This is a genomic window from Parashewanella spongiae, from assembly GCF_004358345.1.
GTDB classification, from domain to species: Bacteria; Pseudomonadota; Gammaproteobacteria; order Enterobacterales; family Shewanellaceae; genus Parashewanella; species Parashewanella spongiae.
This window is the reverse complement of record NZ_CP037952.1, coordinates 5,077,148-5,098,041: the sequence shown is the minus strand read 5'-3', so window position 1 is coordinate 5,098,041 and position 20,894 is coordinate 5,077,148. Positions and strand designations below refer to the sequence as shown.

Genomic DNA, 20,894 nt, shown 5'->3' with positions numbered 1-20,894 from the left:
ACAAACCTAAGCTTAACAACATCTTAATCATTGTTGGATTCTCATGAACCACTCACAGTGCCTATTTGAACATTTTGGGTAGCTTTACCCCACCACTTTACCCATTTCGAATATGGGTAAGTACATGCCCACAATTAAGCCGCCAACAATAGTACCAATGACCACCATCATAATGGGTTCAATCAAGCTGGCTAAGCCATCGACGGCGTCGTCTACTTGCATTTCATAAATATTAGCCACTTTGTTAAGCATATTATCCAGCGAGCCGGATTCTTCACCAATCATCACCATTTGAATGAGCATATCGGGGAACAAATCGGTGGTGCGCATGGCCACATTCATTTGCATGCCAGACATGACTTCTTGACGTACTTTCAGCAAGGCATCACGATATACCGCATTGCCAGAAGCACCAGCGGCTGACTCTATGCCTTCAATCAGTGGTACACCAGCGGCAAAAGTGGTGGCTAAGGTGCGGGCAAAACGTGCCATAGCGGCTTTATGCAGTATTTCACCAATAACAGGAATTTTGAGCTTTATTCCATCCACTTGGTCGCGAAACTTTTGGGAATTACGATGGCTGCGGATAAATAAAAACACTCCAGCGACAATGGCAATGAAGAAAACCCACCACCACTCTTGTAACCCGCGAGATAACATTAAAATAAATTGGGTAAAAGCAGGCAACTCGGCACCAAAGCTTTTAAAGATATCTTCAAATTGCGGTACAACAAACAGCAACATGCCAACCGTTACTAAAATGGCGACAACGGTGACGGCAATCGGGTAAAACATGGCTTTTTTTATTTTGGATTTTAAGGCTTCGGACTTTTCACGGTAAGTGGCAATGCGGTCAAAAACCGTATCTAGCGCCCCTGAATTTTCACCAGCGGCGACTAAATCAACATAGAGTTCATCAAAGTAACGGCGGTGTGGGCGCAAAGCGTCTGACAGCGGGATCCCCGCCTCTAAATCATTCAATATGGTGCCGAGCAGTTGGCGGACTTTTGGTTTTTCGTGGCCTTGGCCGAGCATTTGAATAGTGGTTACCAATGGCACTCCGGCTGATAGCATAGTGGCTATCTGGCGGGTGATCATGGCGATGTCCATAGGTTTGATTGGCTTATCACCACTGAACAAGGAGGCGGCTTTTTTACGCACTGATTTAGGACTAATGCCCTGACTGCGCAACATGACTCGCGCTTCAGTCATTGAGATTGCTTGCAGTTCACCGGAGGTTTTTTTGCCATCGCGGTTGGTACCTTTCCATTGAAAGGTGACGACCTTAGGCTCGGCCTTAGGTTTTTTGGGCTTACGACGGCTTGTGTGACTTGCTGGGTTGGCAATGGCCATAATCAGTGTCCTGTTGCTGGTTTAAGGGAACTAGCGATTTAGAAAGTACCAATCTTCGTCATACCAGCGAAGGCTGGTATCCAGTGACTTTTATAAAAAAAGCAAAGGCACTAGACTACCGACATACAAAAACTATCGTTATTTTGTTTCCAGCCTGCGCTGGAGTGACGAGAACTCATCGGTATACTTTCTTGCGCCACTTTCCTAAGCTAAAAGCTGGTGACTCGGTTGATTTCGTTAATACTGCTGATGCCTTGCATGACTTTAAGTAAACCTGAAGTGCGTAAATCAGCCATACCTTGTTGCTTAGCGATTTTCAGCAATTCAAGGGAATTGCCGCCTTCCATAATGACTCGGGCTAACTCTTCCGACATTTTCATCACTTCGTAAATCCCGACGCGACCTTTAAATCCACCAGTACATTGCTCGCAGCCAACGGGCTTAAATACCGTAAATTGGCTGTCGATGTGCGCTTGGCTGAAACCTAAGCGGAGTAATTCGGTATCGGGGATCTCTTCAGGAGTTTTGCAATGCTGGCACAAACGCCTTGCAAGGCGCTGGGCAATAATCAAACTTACTGAGCTGGCAATGTTATAGCCTTGTACGCCCATATTGGATAAACGGGTTAAGGTTTCTGCCGCTGAGTTAGTGTGTAAGGTCGACAAGACTAAGTGACCAGTTTGCGCCGCTTTAATGGCTATTTCGGCGGTTTCTAAATCCCGTATTTCACCCACCATCACAATATCAGGGTCTTGACGCAAAAACGATTTTAATGCCGAGGCAAAGGTTAACCCGGCTTTTAGATTAATGTGGACTTGATTAACGCCTTCGAGGTTGATTTCAACGGGATCTTCGGCGGTAGAGATATTGCGCTCTTCGGTATTGAGAATATTAAGACCAGTATATAAAGATACGGTTTTACCCGAGCCCGTTGGCCCTGTGACCAGTATCATCCCTTGGGGCTGTGCAAGAGCGTCGGTGTATAACTTTTGCTGCTCAGGCTCATAGCCTAGCTTTTCAATACCCAGCTGCGCTGAAGCGGAGTCTAAAATACGCATCACGATTTTTTCGCCCCACAGTGTGGGCAAGCTGCTGACACGAAAATCGGTACTGCGGTTACGGCCTAGCTTTAACTTAATGCGGCCATCTTGGGGGACACGGCGCTCGGCAATATCCAGTTTAGACATCACCTTTAAACGGGCGGCAATGCGTGAAGCTAAGCCTATGGGCGGCTGCGACACTTCTTGCAATACGCCATCGACACGAAAACGGATGCGATAGCGTTTTTCATAGGGCTCAAAGTGTAAATCCGACGCCCCTTTACGAATGGCATCGGTGAGAATTTTATTGATGTAAATAACAATTGGTGCGTCGTCTTTGCCGTCACCCTCGTTGTCATCGTGTTTGCGCTCAGTGTCGGCGACTTCGATGTCGCCGAGGGAGGCTTCGTCAAGGTCGCTAATGTCTAGGCTGTCTAAGTCATCTTCGAGCACTCTTTCAAGGGCGATAGCGAGCTTATCGTCTTCAACCAATACCGATTCGGTGTGCATGCCGACATTAAATTGAAAGTCCTCAAGGGCGGCAATATTCGTAGGGTCGCTTTGGGCAATGTACAGTCGGTTGCCGCGTTTAAACAGCGGCAAGCAGCGATGGCGCTCGATGAGTTTACGGTTTAAGTATTCTTCTGGAATGCTGGTAAGGTCAAATTCAGCAATATCTAATAAGGGCGTGCCGTATTCTTGGTGGCCAAGCTGGGCGAGATCGCGGGCGGTGACTATATTATCGGCAACGAGGGCTTGCACTAAGGTGTGGTTATTTTTACGGGATTTTTGGATCAGCGCATCGAGCTGCGGCTGAGTCAGTAGCTGTTTGCGTAGTAATAAACTGGAAAGACCAAGATGCAGTCCGCTGGTGGGCATTGGCTATCCTTAATAAAAGTGTGGCAGAGTTTTGAATAAATCATAACGGCTCTGCATACCGTGTAGTAAAAAGTGATAATCCATTATCTTGTTGTTTGTGTTCTTGTTGTGTAGGTTAAAGGAAAGGCCGCTTAAGCGGCCTATTACTATTGTATATGATTTAGTTGCTAACTTTACATACATCAGAAGTAAAGCAGTTACCACCCCATGTCCAAGTAACATTAAGAGTGGTTGCATCAATTGCGGGTGCAAGAGTTAGTACATTAGAAGTTGTACCTAAATTTGTAGTACCGGTAAGCGTTAATACGCCAGCTGCAAGAGCTGCAGTTGCTACATTAGAGTCTTCTTGCATTGAAACAGCAGTAGGTACACTATCGCTACCAAGAGTAATTCCAGCTGGGGTAGTGACTTGACCAGTTTGAACGGCAATTTCAACAGCACTTCTATACGACATTGCTGCATTTACCAAACCAGTTGAACGAGCTGAACGTGTATAATCTTGATAGGCAGGCAATGCTATTGCCGCCAACACACCAATAATTGCCACAACAATCATCAATTCAATCAGAGTAAAACCCTGAGCTTTCTTGTTTAGTTTAATACCTTTCATGGGTGTTTCTCCGTTTGTCCATAGTTGGAGCTTCAGCCGCATCCTGTGATGGATAGGGCTTCAACTTTCTATTGTATACTATATGTAAATTAAGTTTTGTTACATGGTAACACTGTTTTCACTGACTCATAAAGATGGTTGGCGTATATTTTTCAAACAATTTTGCACCAAATTCTATCTTGCTGTACGCGATGAGCCGTTAGTTGTTTTCCTGACTGTCAATAATGGCTATGGCTTTGCATATTTTTGCAAAAAGGGTAAATAGTTAGGCCGTAATTCTAAAGTGTTGCTTTGTTGCTTACTTTTTACTCACACCATCAAGATTAATTGATGATTGAGCGTGACAACATTAGACTATTGACTCTAACCTTTTCACTTCCACCATTGTTGCAATCCATTAAATTGACAACATTTTGAACTGTCGTTGTACTTGTTAGTACGCCTGTTCCCTATGGTTTTTTCTATAAGTAATTGTATTAAAGTGATTTATCATTATTGCTTTAAAACAGCTTAACCACTTAATCTTTTATCCTTGCTCTGTCGAGACATGGTAAATGATCAAAGAAAATGTTGATTTAATGTGATCATTTCAATTACATGGATAAAAGTATTACAAACACAGATAAATTGAAACATTAATTCGTACAAAATGTATTAAATTTTGATCAAAAGCAGTGTTTAGATTGAATTGTTAATCAAAAATACAGAGCATTATGCTTTATTAACGTCTTATTTGATTAATTTCAGCCTAAAAATTGACAAATGGCAGAGTAGTGATGTTTTTTTGACTAGAGGCTCTCTTTATTAACGAGATTGTTAATGAATAAAAGTTAACGAGCCTTGTAAAGGAGGGCAGAGTAGATTTGTATAATATCACTGCTGAATTACGTTAAGGCCGCTAAGCATGAGTGCAATGACTGTTTCTACCAATGTGTCACTAAGTGCTGTACCAGCTAGTGACTATTCCAATGGGGCGGCTTTGCAGGCAAGAGGCCGTCATGCTAGCCAAGTGATAATTAACGAATTTAAACTATGTCGCTTAGTCCCTGATATTCGGCAAGTTCAGTATTCACCTGAGCAAGATGCTGTCGTACCTGTATTAAGCTTATTTGGCAAACCATTAGATCAAGGTGCTCATTCAAAGGGCTCTGTCGGTTATCGTGTACAACAACCAGTGCTTGAGCAGGCTCAAAATCAAAGTAGGCTACCGCATATTGCTCAACCTTTGGCTGTCACACATCAAAAGGTTAATCTTGTACAGGCTTCAGCGGCGGCTGACTATCCGGTGATTGGTTATCCTGTTACTGGTTATCTGAGTGCTTTGTCACGTCAAACGTCACGGACGAACGGCGCAAGCAGCAATTACTTAACAATAAAACCACCGTTAAAATCACCCAAAACTCAAAAGCTACTCACAGGCTTGTTTTCATTATCTAAAAAACAAGCCAATGAGCCGATGAGCTTAGGCTTGATTGTACCTGCTGTAAAAACCAATAAACCGATCACTCAAACGCTAGTAAAGCCGAATGATGAGTCGGTATTGTTAGGTCGATTATTAGATAGTCGCGGAGTTAATGTTGACCGTACCGATGTCCAGTTTTGGATTAATGCGCTGAGCACTGCGGATTTATTTAAGCAAATAGATGCAATGATTAAATTAAATCAATATCTTGCGCCTCACCACATTCAACTGAGATACAGTGGTAATGAACACAGTGATAAAGGAAAACTTGATATTTTAGGGAGAACAAAACGCTATTGGCTGGTGTCAGGTGTGGCTGAAAGTGATGGCAGCCTGTCCAGACGCAGCAGTATCAGTACTCAGTTTACTTCCTCAGACGATCTTCGATCATTAGCGGATGTGGATGAACTACCCGAAATAGATGAAGACAATGAATCGGTTTTTCATGATGAGTCCTCGGCGGGGAGCTTAAACCAATCTGCGGCGGATTTATCAGAGTCCTTTCGGGCAATGAAAAGGCAGCGTTTAGATAGCTCGTTTAGCGGTAGTGAAAGCTCTGCGGTTCATTCTAAGCCCCAAGGCCACCTAAGAATGAGTTCAAGCAATAATCGACGTGGACGCTGTTGGGGAGAGCCTTCAGTTGAGTTCCCTGCTTTAACAAGTGATCCGTCTTCGGCCTTGTCGACACAGGCGGCGGGATCCACTAATGCGCAGAATGCCCAGCGGGTAAATCCAATATTATCGAAATTTTTAAGTAAGTTTATTGGTACTGACAAGATTTTAAGTGAGGAAGAACAAACACAACACATTTCAGAGTTGACTCGGCTAGCAATGCCAATCAAATCGAGCCTGATTAATAGGGAAAAACAAGATGACAGTATGGCGAGTGATAACCGTTAAGCTTATTTAATTAATGATCCAACCTGAGTACTGTTAACATCAAAAAAAATATTCAGTTGGTGTTGTTTATGGCGATAGAGCCTAGAGGTGCATGTGCATATGGAATGTATGATTTTCCTGACGATATAGAGTCTGAGTCGATGGAGGTCGTTGATGAGGGTTTTAATCATGCTCAAGATAGTGTGTCTGGATACTGTCCGCCTACCCCCCAATCATCACCGGTAAGTAGAACTAAAAGCTTCCATCCTGTTACAGGTAAACAGTTTGTGCGGTTATTATCATGGGAAGAACGAAAGCTCACGCATCCTGATTTTAATTCAATAAGTCGAAAATTAGCCAACCAGCTTGATACCAATGAAACAAAGTATGTTAGGAGTTTTAGTTGTCCTGATTCAATGCTAGGAAAAAGGGCGCAAAGTATGGAAACCAGTACAGCTGACGATAATGATGAGCGATCTATACCGCACCCTGAATTTAGTTGTACGCTTAAGCGGGTACGTAAAAGATCGAATACAGCCAGTGGCGAGAACGAATCTTAAACCTATACAAAGTCACTGGATACCAGCCTTCGCTGGTATGACAAAGATTGGTACTTTCTAAATCGCTAGCTCCCTTAGTAAAAGAAGAATGAAAGTTTGATAAGCATCGTGCGTCTTTGATGTATAAAGTTGTTTATTTTAATGAATAAATGTTAACGAGATTATCAATGTTGTGTTGGGTATATTGACCCATATTATTTTTACCCATTAGGTTCAAATTATGATGCAAGCCGTTTATTCACAAGCACAAACAAATTGGCTCACCGACTATTATTCTGACTCTAATGGATTCGAGAGTATGATTTACGCGCCGAGCCAACCCTTATCGGAAGAAGTGAATATTGAACATCGTATTATGCAGTTGGCTTTTGCCAAATTGGCTAATGGTTATCGTGAAACAGAAGATATTGGTGTCCTTAGGCAAGACGTGAGTTCATTATTGTTAGAGCAAATGAACTCAGGATTATTTAGGGATGCAATCACTGAAAATATATCAGAAATTGAAGATGGATTAGCATCTCTCGGTCGTGGGAAAAAAAACAAGTGTAATGTGGATGCGATATGCCAATTATCTGAATCGTTACGGAAAATAGGCTTTATTGTTGATGATGAGTTGGTTAATGACAGGCGGCGAGGGTTGAGTTATCGGTATTTTCTGAAAGCGATACCAGAGTTCAATGCGGCTGAACACATAGTGGAAGTGCCTCAAAAGCCCGTTGAAAGTACTGTTGCTAAAGTACTCAGTTCTGGCCACTTTCATCAAGTGCCCTCAGTTATTGATAAGCCAAAACAATGCCCTGAATCCGGTTTGCCGCTGGTATTACCTGATGTATCGGCATCACGAGACTGTCAAATCTTAACGACTATGGCTGCAAGGCACCGCAGTCGACGATACTTGAATGGGTTATTAAAAGAAGCTACACCTACTGAACAACAATCAAAATTAGAACAAGCGATTGATAAATTGTATTTCGGGCAAGGTAAGAAGGTGGAATTAAACGCCTGCGCTGAGATAAACGTACTTATTAGAGGCCGTGGTTATGCGCTTGGGTTCAATTTTGTGACTAAGCATCCACTTGAAGTGGAGAGGCCACTGAAACCGTCAGCGCAATTCAAACATCTGCCTAAATTACCTACTGATCATAAACTTGAAGACACTCAGCCTAAGTACAGTTACCAATATCAGTTGATCCTTTCTAGAAAAGGCGGATGGAACAAGGCTTTGTTTCATTTTATATCGGAAGAACCTTTAATCACGGCACCTTGTAAAGAGGTGTTTTCGAGCACAAAAAGAAAAGCGAATAAAGTGCCTATGGCACAACCTTGTTCAGCGATTTCACCCGATAAAAAACAAGCTAGTAAAAAAAGTGAAATCCAGGGGCAGAAGGAAAGATTAGGGGGAAAAAGAGCTTTTGTCTCCACCTCTGTTGAGTCATCAGAGGTTAAGAAATTAAAAGTTATTGACGTCAACCTAACTGATAAAGTGCCGAATCCATCAATGCAAGCCCAAATGTTAGCCGCTATGCCTGAATTTGATGTCGGAAAATTGGAAAGAGAAACTGGGCATTCTTACGAGCAATTGAAAACATTAATTGGCTCAGTAAATCATGAAATGTCAGCTGCTGAAACTCGAGAACACATGAAAAAGTTAGAGGCGTTATCTCAAACTTTGTTAGCGAATAACGCAGCATTATCTGAGAGTCACCTATCACTGACTTCGTGCGACAAACCTGTTGCGACTGTACACCCTCAACCACCTTTATTGAAACAGCAAAGTGTATATTCCGTTGTTGATGCAATGCAAGTGGCTGCTCCCTCTAAAACGGCGGCAGTACCAACGACACCACCCCAAATAAAAGTCACTATGATACAAGCGCTGGTGTATGACTTAGAGAAGGATAAAATTAACTTATTCAAACTGTTTGGTTTAATGTCAAAAGGGCTCATAGGGAGGCAATTAGACCAACAAAATTTGTCACAATTATTAGATTATTTAGCCCGTTTCATTGAAAAAGTAAGAGAGCAGATATTAATCATCAGTCAAATAACCCACCGATCTTATAAGGATATAGTGAGACCTGCAGCGGCAAAAGTGGTTAGGCCAAATGACTTATGGGGACAAAAACCTTGTTATGAGCAGGAATTAGCGATGTTGCCAGATCAATTACAAGGTTTGTTTAATCGATTCAGGAATCAAGTTGATAGGATTGAATATAACTTGGCTTTGCTGCCTTCTAGGGTTGATATAGTACAGCAACAAGATCTGAATAAGCAGCTCGCAATCAATCATGCATGGTTAACGGAAACAGTGAATGAGCTTGCGACATTCCAACAAAATTTGTTGGCAATGGTTTCGAAAACGGCTCACTAACTCGTTGCTGATGCCCAAGTAACTCCTGAACTACACCAATACTGATCTACACTAGGGTCTGTTGATCTTTCAGGATTAAATTTTGTGCTATTTGAGCATTTATCTGTTCAAGGCGTGAGCCGTGATGCTTAGCCATCTAAGTGAGCTGGTCACAACACAGAACAGTGAATGCTCAAAAGCATCGAAAAAAGAGAGAGCGTAAATTGGTCGCTCTTTCTAAATAAAAGGTGCTGCGTTATCGTTTTCGAAACGAAGTAACGACAGTTTTGTATGTCGATAATAACCAAACCTCACAAACTCTGCCTTGCATAAAATAACCAATTTATCGCTGCAAAAACAATCACGAAAAATCAACAGACCCTAATCTTAATGATAAATCTAATGCGCGAACATGTTTGGTTAATGCACCAACTGAAATATAATCGATCCCAGTTGCGGCAAATTCAGCTAAGGTGTCAATGGTGACATTGCCTGATACTTCGAGCTTGCTGCCTTTATGATTTTCAATAAACTGCTTATTTAACGCTACGGCGTTATGCATCATTTCAACGGTAAAGTTGTCTAACATAATGATGTCTGCCCCAGCGTCTAAGGCTTGGGTTAACTCATCTAATGACTCGACTTCTACTTCTACGGTTTTGTCTGTATGCATTTGCCTTGCTGTTTGAATGGCTTTAGCGATGCTGCCGCAGGCCATAATATGGTTCTCTTTAATTAAAAAAGCATCAAATAAGCCAATGCGATGGTTGCTCCCGCCTCCACAGGTGACGGCATATTTCTGCGCTTGTCGCAACCCAGGAATGGTTTTGCGTGTGTCTAATAAACGGGTGTGGGTGCCAGCTAATTGTGAAACATATTGCTGAGTAAGACTCGCAACACCAGACAAGGTTTGAATAAAATTCATTGCGGTGCGTTCACCGGTTAAAATAGCGCGAGCTGAGCCAGTTAAGGTACATAGTACTTGGTTAGGAGTAACAGCATCACCGTCGCTTACTTGCCAATTAATGACCACTTCAGAGCCCAATTGAACAAACACTTCTTCCGCCCAAGCTTTACCACAAAAAATGCCTGATTCACGAGTGATTAACTGAGCGGTTGCAGTTTTATTCGCTGGGATCAATTGGGCAGTAACATCAGCGGCGAGCAGATCTTGACCTCGGACATCTTGAGGAGCTTGGTGAGGTTTGAGTGTGACACCAAGATCTTCATAAAGTGCAGTCGTTACGGCTAATTGAATATCACTGTTAAGCATGAATGCTGTCCTTGAGCGGAAAGGATAATGTAAAGAGCGAGAGGTTAACATATCCCCTGAATCAATGAAAATGAACCAGCGAGCTATTAGGGTCTGTTGATCTTTCAGGATTAAATTTTGTGCTATTTGAGCATTTATCTGTTCAAGGTGTGAGCCGTGATGCTTAGCCATCTAAGTGAGCTGGTCACAACACAGAACAGTGAATGCTCAAAAGCATCGAAAAAAGAGAGAGCGTAAATTGGTCGCTCTTTCTAAATAAAAGGTGCTGCGTTATCGTTTTCTTATTTGGAAACGAAGTAACGACAGTTTTGTATGTCGATAATAACCAAACCTCACAAACTCTGTCTTGCATAAAATAACCAATTTATCGCTGCAAAAACAATCATGAAAGATCAACAGACCCTAGTGGTTTTACCGAGGCGTGAATAATAATTAACCTGATATGTTGTAATGAGTTAAGTAGTATGGAGGCGAGAAAGAGGTTGGGGGAGATGGTTACGTTAATGGCTTTTTCTATCGTACAAAATAGATCTTTTGAACATTGTGATGCTGCGGAATTTCAGCCGAGACTGAATAAAGAGCCTTATGACGGTTATCGGCAGGCTTGGGCGCTATTAGCACCAAATATTCAAGCTGGAAAATCTGACTTTGTGGCTAAAGAATTAGCGTTATTGACGGCTTTTACTACGAATGCACGACGTGAAGAAATTGCGGTTTCCGTGAATAACAGTTTAAATCCAAATTGTGATCTTTTATTGGCCTTTTGTTCACATGCGCCGAACAACCTTGTTGATGATAGAGCGTACAGGCATTTAGCCATTGTAAGAATGTCGGAAACGGAGCCGGAATCTGAAGTGAGATGTTTTCCTGCCGCCATTGATGAACTATCTGGTCATCATTGTGTTGAAAAGAATAACCTTCAAGAAACAGGTGTAATTTTATCTACGCTAGTTAACCAACAGTCGTCATCACAAACTTTGGCTATGTTGGATAATATAAAAACGATGGGGGCAACGCTACTGGCTCAATATGTACTGTGCCAACAAGAGCTGCTAAAAGTGACTGCTCGAATAAAAGAAATTGAGCAAAGTTATTTTAACTTGCAGATGACGTTATCGTCTTGCCCATGTTCGCATAAACCTAAATCAGCAATAGCTGAAATAGAAAAAAAGCCACTAAAACGCCCGCAGAAAAGCACGCTTGTGATGGAAGAAACAAGACTAAAAGTTCAGAAGAGGTCAATGGAAGCAGAGTTAAAGGCAGAGGATCATATCAAAAATTGTGGACGCGCTGGTGAATCCAAAGCTGATGAGTCCAAAGCTGGTGAACCCAAAATAGATAGTGCTCCACCATCCAAAAGGCCGCGGCCTACTGATATACCCATAACCAATAACTTGCCGCATTTGTCAGTGGATTCTGATAAAAAAAGTCATGTTCATACTAAAAAGCGTCGCAGTGAAGGTATGACACAAGCCACTGAAAAGAAAACCACCATTCTGATCCCCTCACAAAAGCCATACTCACAAATAAGTTTTTTTCATTCTGCTCATAACGTGCCTTTAACGGAACCACAAACTAAGCGAGTGAAGGATGTGATTCTTGCTCAGCTACAACAAGAAGGAAAAACCTGCGCCAATTATGAAACAGCTATGACTGAGCTGGGTACAGATAAAACACTGAATATTTCACTGTGCAAGTTTATCCAATTGGTTCATGAAGCTAATAGAGAGTTAGCGAAAAAGAATTAACTATGATGTGAATAATAATTAATACCAATTACAGTAAGTAAAGGCTCAACTCAGAGCTATGTATGTGCTCAAAGTGCAATTGAAATTGATGAAGGCATAGTTGTTACCGACATACAAAATTGTCGTTATTACATTGCTACGTCAAGACAATTTTGTGAAGTGTTCTTTATAAACCAAAGTGAGCACATACAAGCTCCCGAAGGGCAAGGCTAAAGGGTTCCATTACTGTGTTACAAGCACTTAAATTATCCCGACAAAAGCACTAAGTGCGTTGAACGCCAGTTTTGTATGGCGGCCGTAGGGAATATAGTACTTCAAACTTGCGCCTTGTACTGAAATCCTTTAGCTCTTGCTGAGTGAGAGATTAATTACTGTAATTGGTATAACTCGAAACTTTTTCTCGGTTTCAGTATTTTGTATTGTTTATTGAACGAGGCTGTCCAGTTTATGTCAAGTGTTTCAACTGTTGGAGTCGCATCCATTCGACAATTTGAAGACGCCAAACCTGTGGTCGTTGAGAATTTGATGCCTGATGAAATCCAATCTGCACAGGCGTTGCTCGCGCATATGCAGAGCTTTGGTGATTTACCTGCGCCTGTTGTCGGTTATATTCGAGGTCTTGACGCACCTGATGAAAGTAGTGCGCTTTCTAATACAACTAGACATAAATTGAAAAACTTAGATGAGCAGAATCAATTGGCAGGCTGGGTAAATGAGTATTTAGCGAAAAATCATTCACCTTATCGTTTCAAAATATGTAAATGGCTCTATGTACGCTCTAATGTTGGTCAAAAAGATTTAGTTGCTCGTCAAGGTGATAGTACACAGCTTGCTTTAGTGAAAATTGAAAATGGGAAAGTTTCAAGCAAACCAGCTGTATTGGTTGGGCCTAAATTGGTGGCACCACTTGATGCGATGGCGTTTCAAGTGGATGCTGATAAGCCTGAAATGAAACCAGAAGTGGTCGTGGTCAGTCGCGGCACGGCTGAAAAGCAATTTAACCGAAATGATTCTATGGTATCTGTAAGTGATTTGCTTTCTCCTGAAAAAATTGAAACACAGGATAATTCCCCTTCGTATAATAATGTCTTTGAGGATTTTTATCCTGATCTGGAAAGTTCATCAGGTGAAAGTTCATCAGGTGAAAGTTCATCAGATGAGAGTTCATCAGATGACGGGTCATTGACTTGTTTGAGCCCTCAATCCTCTCTTGTGGAATCTTTATCTCCAGCGACCCCAAGATCAATACCGATACCTTCTGATTCAGAAAATAGTTTTAATAAGAAAAGTGAGGCGATTAAAAATCGTGACCGTCTGAGATTGAATCTAGCAAGATTCAAACCGAGTGCAGCTGGACTTCCTAAATCAACGATTGCCAAAACACCTGCGCCATACAATGATTGTGATTATGACTTTGAGAGAGATGACGAAGATAGTGTGGTTTCTGTGGTTTCACACCATGAGGAAACTTGTAGTGATAAGCGTCATGAGACAACACCAGAAGTGCAAACAGAGAATATTGAGGCAATCGGCGAGTCCACACCTATAGCACAAACAGACAATAATGCAGGCTCAATAAATAACCTTGATATTTGTTTAAAAGAAAAAGAGGACTTCGAATTTAAAGACTTTAATATCAATGAGGCGATGACACCTGGTTTACTTGAAGGTTTGCCCGCTTTTTCATTCCAAAATCACAGTGATGTGCCTGATGCACCACCGAGCTACAACAATATCGGCACGATGGGAGTACTCACTGATGGGGCACAAACTGCATCGCAACAATTTACACCAAAATTCACACCAAGTAGCAATGCATTAAGAGCACGGTTAGCGCCAGAGGTGTTTGATTATTTTGGTAAAATGGTTGAGTATACGGTTTTACTCAATAGCTTGGATGAAGCACATATCATGAAGGTATTGAGTGATAGGCCGGGCGTCAGAGGTTGGTATTACTTATATTTGCAAGCAAAAAGTGCAGAGTTGAGTGCAAAGCCAACGGCACTCAACAACGATGAACTAAATAAGCTAAATTGGTACTATAAGCGAATAGCGATAATCAATATTCTCAATTCTCGTCCAGTTCTTCAACCCGAACCTTTAACGAAACAAGTGCCTAGTTACTCAATGCTAAACCCACATAACTTCTATCCAGCACAAGCTAATCAAGAGTCATTTTATACTTCAGTTATGTCAGAACCCAATACACTAATATCTGACAATTTTCCTCCACTTATGCTTGAGCCAAGCTATCCAACACAGCAACCTGTGGAGTGGCTCGAAGAACTTAGCGTCATGCCTCCAAATGTGATGACATCTCGTTCGACACAGCAATGGCATCAACAGCAGCAATTGCAACAACAAAGTCTTGCTTACAGTTCAGTTATGGAAGGAACAACAAGTAAGCCTAGCGATGTTGCGCATGGTAAAGCAACGACTCACACTCACACTTTGGAATTGAGCGACACGCTTAAGGAACGTTTTTTTGGGCAATCATCGATACATGGCCCTATAAATTATTCTCAAAGTCAGACTTTGATACCACAAAGGCGATTATCCAGAATATCCAGTCATCCAGATTTTGGAATTGACGGAAAATTTGATGATATAGAGACCATGGACTTAGATATGACTGATTTATGGAAGATGCAGCAGGGCGAAAGAGATTTACTTGAAAAACAGGATCAAACAGCGTTCATTGGAAATTTGAATACGGATAGGCGCCTAGTAAGAAGGATCAGCACAACGATAACTGGGAGAGATATTGAATTTACAAGCGTTAACTCGGAGGTTAATTTACCATCAGCTGAAGCGAGACAACCTTTTTCGATCGAAATTGATGCAACCAGTCAGCCTGTATCACCATCTCATGCTACTAGCAGTAAAAACACTCAGCCAATGATTATGTTAGATGAAGACAGTAGAGCGCAATTGGCTGATAAATTGTTTGGTGATTTAGATCAGCGCTCTAAAATTCAGTCACCGAGTGACCATGTTGCACAAGTTACGGCTATAGCTACCGAAAAAACAAAAATTGAACAAATTGCTGAAGATCTCATTTTGCGAGGTGGAGATTTTGTTTCTTTGTCAAAGGAAGTTCGAGGCATAGCCATTATTAAAGTTAATGAAATTGAAATGTGGGGATTAATTAAAAGTGAACTTATCGCCGTAGCAAAAGCGTTAACTAAATTCGTTAATGAAAGGTCGAAAAATGCAGAATCACAGGTAACAAGAATTCAGGAAAGTAATATTAGTAGTGAGCCACGCGGACAAGCCAATACGTATCAGAGATTAAACACGTCCGCAACGCAAGCTAAGCGACCTCAAAAACGCGCCATAAACTCAGTAGAAGCATCTGAAGATAGCCGCTCTGTTAAGTACCCAAAATTGGTGGAAACTACAATAATCGATGAAATGCACTCAGAAAGGGGCATGCATTTTAAGGTTTCTCACTTTTCTGCTAAAACTGTGACCAAATTTATAAAGTTACCTCCTTACAATTTACAACGTTTAGATAAATTAATTTACCTGCATCAAGACCCTTCATTGGAAAATCGTTATGAATTTATTGCAACGCAGTTTAACAGCGCAAAATTGGGCGAAGTTAACAGTGATCTCGTGAAGGCTAGGGCTGAACACTTAGCAGAGATGCCATCAAATTTTGAAGCAGAGAAACCTACGGTAGATGTCGATGCTATACGACCATTGCGTATGACAACTCCTAATGCTCAAACTGCGAGAGAATATAAACGAGTACCAGTGCCAGCACATGGAAGACATTTCATGTTGTCAGAGCTTCCGAAAAATGAAGCAAAAAGTTTAAAGGAAATGAATCAAGCGGATTTAGCCATACTTGACGGTATTATCAAAAAACATACTCAAAAAGCAGGGCCAAAAAAATACACATTAATGATGAGGCGTTACAACAAAAAAGGCTTCGAAACCGTAACCGTTGCAATGGTTAAGGAAAGGGTTGCATTTTTGCAATCGCCAAAAAATTGATGAACGATATTTAACCTCTGCTTATCTTTTTTGCTGGCATACTGAATTTCAAATTTTCCAACTGATGTATTACTCATGGCGAGTCATGGCATAGCTACAAAGGTTAACGCTGTGTTTACGGTGCAAGCAGAAGGAAATTGTGTCCGCCCAGTTGCTGAACAATCGGAGAAAACATCTCTGTTTAGCCACGATTTTGCTGCAGTGCCTGCTAGTAGGGAAAATTCGAATCTATTGAAGTTTATGAAGGAGAGTTCAGGTACACCAGATTCATCACAAGCACAAGCGTATTGTTTGACTGAGAGCGAAAATGATGTACCGCAGTTAAGCGCAAATTTTAGTTCATTATCAATACCAAAACAGAATTCAGCTGAAAAACAAAGTTCGCCAATAATGGTTTCTGACCTCGAAGATGAGATAGAACAGAGATATAGGATGGATTTAGAAGCTGCGATTCAACATCAACTGAGAGGCAATCGTAAACTTACAGATGCAACTCGATGTGCAACGCGACAAGAAGAAAAGTTTTTACAGGCGCAAAACAATTACTTAGCAATACAAACTCAAATGGAATCTATTAAACAGGAATACCAGAAACAATGTGCACGAGTTGAAATTGAAAATCAAAAACTCGGTGTATTAGCAAAAAGACTAAAAAGCGTAGCGCATTGGCAAGTATATTATACCCAACAGTATCAACGGGAAGAGCAAGCTTTTACTCTGGCTCAATTGAATTTAAAGCAACGGCAAGAGAAGGTGGAGCAGGCTAAGTCAGTCGTTCATCAAAAAGTTAAAAATACTGAAAAAACAGGAAAGAAACAAGTGAAACCAAGGTCGTTGGTGGAAGAACCTGAGAAAGTTTGGAATAGTACAAAGAGTTCTGGGAGCAGTGTTTGGGGTGGAAACGCTCTGTTAACCGTACAGAGAAAAGCCGATGAAAATAGTTCTTCTGCATCGGTTAAAGGTGATGATAAAACCTCGGCGGCCAAAAGGGCTTTCATGGGGGCAATCAGCGATGTTAAGTACTCAAGTTGCTCAACTAATACCAACTTACAGTAATTAAATGCTCAACTCAGAGCTATGTGTGTGCTCAAAGCGCAATCGAAATTGATGAAAGCATAAGTACCTGACCATAAGTTTCTTAAGATTTTCTAGTGCCCAGTTTCAGCATTCTACGGTGTTGCAACTTCGGTTATACCAATTACATAGCTACGGCGGTTCTACTTGCAAAATTTATAACGCAGCTAGCGGTGATTTTGGCAAGTATATGAATGTTCAGCACTCACCTGATGGGTGAATTCGGGTTGTTTAATCTTGTATTTAACTTCAATAGATTAAAGTTAAATTGTGCCTTCAACTGATATATTTAGGTTCAAGGCGTGAGCAGTGATGCTTAGCCATCTAAGTGAGCTGGTCACAACACAGAACAGTGAATGCTCAAAAGCATCGAAAAAAGAGAGAGCGTAAATTGGTCGCTCTTTCTAAATCAAAGGTGCTGCGTTATCGTTTTCTTATTTGGAAACGAAGTAACGACAGTTTTGTATGTCGATAATAACCAAACCTCACAAACTCTGCCTTGCATAAAATAACCAATTTATCGCTGCAAAAACAATCACGAAAGATCAACAGCCCCTTCTATGAGGACATCTTTGTCAAGCCCTTCAGTTTTTACTTTATTTCATTCAGTTTCTCTGGTTAAAAGTGTTGCTCAGGTTTTGTTGTGTCAGCTTAATGGCTAACCACCTTCTATCCGTTCTGACTTTAGTCAGTCACCTTAAATTGCATGCGCATTATCACGCCTAACCTGAATAATGATACTAACTCTTCTAGAAAAACGATTTAGCCTTGCTTATCAAGGGGCTGTACAGTTAGCATCGAACAACGCTTTACTACATTTTACTCTTTACTTGGTTATTTTGATTAAAGTGACATCGTTGCACCTGATGGCACTTCTCCATGCTCTAAATACTTCCACAGTTTGATAAGAAGTTTACGTGCCATAGCAACAATGCCGATGCGTCTCATTCGTTTACTGCCATGAGCGAAACGCTGTTCGAACCATAAACTCAATTCTGATTTGGGTTGATACCGTAACCAAAACCAACTGAGTTCAACCATAATCTTTCGTATTCGTCGATTACCTGACTTGCAAATGCCTTGCTCTCTTTGACTGTCACCACTATCGTAAGGCGTTGGTGTCATTCCTGCACAAGCTCCCACTTGTTTAGCGTTTTTAAATTCTCGCCAATGGAAAAACTCTGTTACTAATACCCAGCTCGATTGCCAGCCTACGCCTTTAAGCTGCATGAGCTGATTAATTTTTTGCGATGCGTCATCACAGTCATCAAGAACACGTTGTTTTTGTAATTTCTCAATTGCTTTAATTTGCTTGTCGACAATTTCATGCCTATCAAGTTCTCGCTCTATTTCCGTCACTAAATCTGTCGGTAAAGGCTTATTGAGAACCGCCGTCTTAAGTTGATTAACTTTCCCCTTTAGTTTAGAGATATTTTCCACGCTGATACCATGCAAACACAGAAGTGACTTAATTCGTGCGCTGTGACTGCCACGCTCTTTTACTAATCGTTCTCGCTCTCGGTTAATTCGTCGCTTATCTTCAGCTTCTACATTTGGAACATTGATGATATTTAAAGCTTCTTGCTCTCCAGAGTGATAACGCATCAGTAAACGGAGCAAAGCAATCACATCAACTCTATCGGTTTTGACTTTCTTCTGTTTTCGGCTGACTTCAATACTGGCTGAGTCAATCACATGATTTTCGATGCCGTCTTTAATTAACGCTCTGTGTATCCAGAATCCGTCTCTACCTGCTTCGTAACAGCTAATGACTTTGCAGTTTTCAACGCAGAATAGCTTTTCTTTTGCTAAGGCTATTTCATGATGTAGGGCTTTCCAGTCTCGGGAATCAATCGTTTTGACTCTCTTTTTTTCACCATTTGAAAAGCCAAGCTTCCAAGTTTTACTGCTAAGTTCAAAAGCAATGTACAAATTAACAAATTTTGCGTTATCTTTTACTTGAAGGACGGTGCTCATAATATTCCCCTTGTGTTGTGGTAACTAAAGGGTAGTTGAGTTACTGTCCTTCATAGTTTCTAGTTTAACCAGCCAAAAATAGTCAGCAGTGAGACTAAAGTAACAAATAAAATGAAACTGCGTTTTGCTAACGTCAGCAAGGCAATAGTAGACTGAATACAAATGGGAGCCGTAGACTTTTCAGGTAATACTTCAGATGCAAGCGCGGTATCTACAATGATGGTTCGTGCTGGGGTGGCTGGTTTAGTAATTAAAGGTAACCAAGTTGATAAGCCGTGAGAAAAATGTCCACTGAGCAAGTAACCAAAAGCAAATAGTCGACTTGGCAGCCAATCCAATAAAAAACACAATTGAGAGACAAAAGGCGGCTTGATTGATTCTTTTTGTGCCGTTTCACTATAAAAACGTAGTGTACTATAAAATACGGCACCTACAGGACCTAAGGCAATTAAATAAATGGCTACCGCACCGTAATTTCGATAATTGATCCAAGCAACACTTTGCCCCACAGTTGTACCCAATTCGGATTCTGAGACTGCTTTAGTACAGGTGCCTTCTAATTCTGTAGACAAATGGTAACAGGCTTGCACATCACCTCGACAAGCGGCTTGCATAAAATGTTTAAAGGTTGATCTGAGGTGAAAATGGCTTAAACAAATGACCGATATCCCAACCCAGAGTAATAATGTTACCGCACCAAATAAAACGCCTTGGGCTAACCATAATAAAACCGCAATACTGGCCGCGGGAAAGGTTAAAGCTACTACAGTAAACACAGGAGAGGATAACGAATGTGAACCTATGAACCGCTGTTGAAATTGGGATAGCAGTGATGCGATTTGCCAATTTTGAGGGAGGAATTTCATTCGCTCAGCGAAAATTGCGATTAAAAGTGAAAATAACGCCATGTTAAAAAATCCTATTCGCTGAGATGTAAATGATACTCGTGAGTTAGCATAATTGAGTTAAGTAATATTGCCAATCAAAATAAGGGCCTGGATCAGTTTTGCGTTCGGGAGCAATGTCGCTGTGACCAGTGATCCTTTGCTTCGTTATGTCAGGGTATTGAGCCATAATAGCTCGAGTTAACTGGATAAGTTGTTGATATTGTTTATGAGTAAACGGCTGGTGGTCAGTGCCTTCAAGCTCAATGCCGATGGAGAAATCATTACAACCTGAACGCCCTTCAAATTCGGAGACTCCGGCATGCCACGCCCTGTCGTCGCAACTGACATATTGAATGAGCTCGCCATCTCGACGAATGAAAAAATTAGCTGAAACTCGGATCCCTTCAAGTAAATGAAAGCTATTATCTGCTTGGTAATCAAGCTTTCCCATGAATAAGTCATCCACATAACGTTGACCAAATTTTCCAGCAGGTAAACTGATGTTGTGGATCACTAACAAACTAACTTCAGCTGTCGGACGAGCGTTAAAATGAGGTGATTCACGATGCTGTGCTGGAATAAACCAACCTGATTTCCATTCATGAGCCATATTTTATCATTACTTAATCAGCTTTTTATAAGTTAACTATATCAATTATCGATTTTTTCTCAACCAATCAATTTTATTAAAGGGTCAAATGGTCTGACCCCTTTGCCAACATTTTGGGTTATGCTCAAGTAAATGTTGATCAAGCTCACTGAGCGAGATCACACAGAGTAAAATCGCACTTTGTGGACAT

At 41.2% G+C, this 20,894-nt stretch carries 13 protein-coding genes; 6 read left to right on the top strand and 7 right to left on the bottom strand.

Annotated features, from left to right (window positions below; genetic code table 11):
* Positions 1-84: 84 nt before the first annotated feature.
* From E2I05_RS20170 to E2I05_RS22810, 3 genes are all read right to left on the bottom strand, one after another.
* Entirely contained in the window at positions 85-1,353 is a 1,269-nt protein-coding gene (locus tag E2I05_RS20170) for a type II secretion system F family protein (RefSeq protein WP_121854477.1), read from the bottom strand.
* 209 nt (positions 1,354-1,562) lie between these two features.
* Entirely contained in the window at positions 1,563-3,272 is a 1,710-nt protein-coding gene (pilB, locus tag E2I05_RS20165) for a type IV-A pilus assembly ATPase PilB (protein ID WP_121854476.1), read from the bottom strand.
* Positions 3,273-3,432: 160 nt separating this feature from the next.
* A complete protein-coding gene (locus E2I05_RS22810; protein WP_121854475.1) occupies positions 3,433-3,882 on the bottom strand; it encodes a pilin in 450 nt (149 codons plus the stop codon).
* A gap of 904 nt (positions 3,883-4,786) precedes the next feature.
* Between E2I05_RS22810 and E2I05_RS20155 the strand changes: the two genes are divergently transcribed.
* From E2I05_RS20155 to E2I05_RS20145, 3 genes are all read left to right on the top strand, one after another.
* On the top strand, positions 4,787-6,244 hold the full coding sequence (locus E2I05_RS20155) for a hypothetical protein (protein WP_121854474.1): 1,458 nt from the start codon (positions 4,787-4,789) through the stop codon (positions 6,242-6,244).
* Positions 6,245-6,312: 68 nt separating this feature from the next.
* Complete coding sequence (locus E2I05_RS20150; RefSeq protein ID WP_121854473.1) at positions 6,313-6,783, top strand: hypothetical protein; 471 nt, start codon at positions 6,313-6,315, stop codon at positions 6,781-6,783.
* A gap of 220 nt (positions 6,784-7,003) precedes the next feature.
* Complete coding sequence (locus E2I05_RS20145) at positions 7,004-9,154, top strand: hypothetical protein (RefSeq protein ID WP_121854472.1); 2,151 nt, start codon at positions 7,004-7,006, stop codon at positions 9,152-9,154.
* Positions 9,155-9,494: 340 nt separating this feature from the next.
* Here the strand turns inward: E2I05_RS20145 and nadC are convergent, their stop codons facing one another.
* Positions 9,495-10,406 carry a carboxylating nicotinate-nucleotide diphosphorylase gene (nadC, locus tag E2I05_RS20140; protein WP_121854485.1) on the bottom strand — a complete coding sequence of 304 codons (912 nt, stop codon included), beginning with the start codon at positions 10,404-10,406 and terminating at the stop codon, positions 9,495-9,497.
* 503 nt (positions 10,407-10,909) lie between these two features.
* Between nadC and E2I05_RS20135 the strand changes: the two genes are divergently transcribed.
* From E2I05_RS20135 to E2I05_RS20125, 3 genes are all read left to right on the top strand, one after another.
* A complete protein-coding gene (locus E2I05_RS20135; RefSeq protein WP_121855040.1) occupies positions 10,910-12,154 on the top strand; it encodes a hypothetical protein in 1,245 nt (414 codons plus the stop codon).
* A gap of 447 nt (positions 12,155-12,601) precedes the next feature.
* Positions 12,602-16,156 (top strand): hypothetical protein, encoded by a 3,555-nt coding sequence (locus E2I05_RS20130; protein ID WP_121855041.1) that lies wholly within the window; start codon positions 12,602-12,604, stop codon positions 16,154-16,156.
* Between the two features lie 75 nt (positions 16,157-16,231).
* Positions 16,232-17,212 (top strand): hypothetical protein, encoded by a 981-nt coding sequence (locus E2I05_RS20125; RefSeq protein ID WP_121855042.1) that lies wholly within the window; start codon positions 16,232-16,234, stop codon positions 17,210-17,212.
* A gap of 861 nt (positions 17,213-18,073) precedes the next feature.
* On the opposite strand, the gene E2I05_RS20120 is transcribed toward E2I05_RS20125, so the two are convergent.
* From E2I05_RS20120 to ampD, 3 genes are read right to left on the bottom strand one after another with little or no spacing between them, the layout of a single operon-like run.
* Entirely contained in the window at positions 18,074-19,207 is a 1,134-nt protein-coding gene (locus E2I05_RS20120; RefSeq protein ID WP_133309449.1) for an IS110 family RNA-guided transposase, read from the bottom strand.
* Positions 19,208-19,266: 59 nt separating this feature from the next.
* Positions 19,267-20,115 carry a beta-lactamase regulator AmpE gene (ampE, locus tag E2I05_RS20115; protein WP_121852670.1) on the bottom strand — a complete coding sequence of 283 codons (849 nt, stop codon included), beginning with the start codon at positions 20,113-20,115 and terminating at the stop codon, positions 19,267-19,269.
* A gap of 43 nt (positions 20,116-20,158) precedes the next feature.
* Positions 20,159-20,704 carry a 1,6-anhydro-N-acetylmuramyl-L-alanine amidase AmpD gene (ampD, locus tag E2I05_RS20110; protein WP_121852669.1) on the bottom strand — a complete coding sequence of 182 codons (546 nt, stop codon included), beginning with the start codon at positions 20,702-20,704 and terminating at the stop codon, positions 20,159-20,161.
* Between the last annotated feature and the right edge of the window lie 190 nt (positions 20,705-20,894).

Excerpts from the sequence above, each read along its gene's own strand:
- E2I05_RS20170 (WP_121854477.1), bottom strand. The coding sequence starts at position 1,353 with ATGGCCATTGCCAACCCAGCAAGTCACACAAGCCGTCGTAAGCCCAAA.
- E2I05_RS20155 (WP_121854474.1), top strand. The coding sequence starts at position 4,787 with ATGAGTGCAATGACTGTTTCTACCAATGTGTCACTAAGTGCTGTACCA.
- ampE (WP_121852670.1), bottom strand. The coding sequence starts at position 20,115 with ATGGCGTTATTTTCACTTTTAATCGCAATTTTCGCTGAGCGAATGAAA.
- E2I05_RS20125 (WP_121855042.1), top strand. The coding sequence starts at position 16,232 with ATGGCGAGTCATGGCATAGCTACAAAGGTTAACGCTGTGTTTACGGTG.
- E2I05_RS20120 (WP_133309449.1), bottom strand. The coding sequence starts at position 19,207 with ATGAGCACCGTCCTTCAAGTAAAAGATAACGCAAAATTTGTTAATTTG.
- E2I05_RS20130 (WP_121855041.1), top strand. The coding sequence starts at position 12,602 with ATGTCAAGTGTTTCAACTGTTGGAGTCGCATCCATTCGACAATTTGAA.
- nadC (WP_121854485.1), bottom strand. The coding sequence starts at position 10,406 with ATGCTTAACAGTGATATTCAATTAGCCGTAACGACTGCACTTTATGAA.
- ampD (WP_121852669.1), bottom strand. The coding sequence starts at position 20,704 with ATGGCTCATGAATGGAAATCAGGTTGGTTTATTCCAGCACAGCATCGT.
- E2I05_RS20145 (WP_121854472.1), top strand. The coding sequence starts at position 7,004 with ATGATGCAAGCCGTTTATTCACAAGCACAAACAAATTGGCTCACCGAC.
- E2I05_RS20150 (WP_121854473.1), top strand. The coding sequence starts at position 6,313 with ATGGCGATAGAGCCTAGAGGTGCATGTGCATATGGAATGTATGATTTT.
- E2I05_RS22810 (WP_121854475.1), bottom strand. The coding sequence starts at position 3,882 with ATGAAAGGTATTAAACTAAACAAGAAAGCTCAGGGTTTTACTCTGATT.
- E2I05_RS20135 (WP_121855040.1), top strand. The coding sequence starts at position 10,910 with ATGGCTTTTTCTATCGTACAAAATAGATCTTTTGAACATTGTGATGCT.
- pilB (WP_121854476.1), bottom strand. The coding sequence starts at position 3,272 with ATGCCCACCAGCGGACTGCATCTTGGTCTTTCCAGTTTATTACTACGC.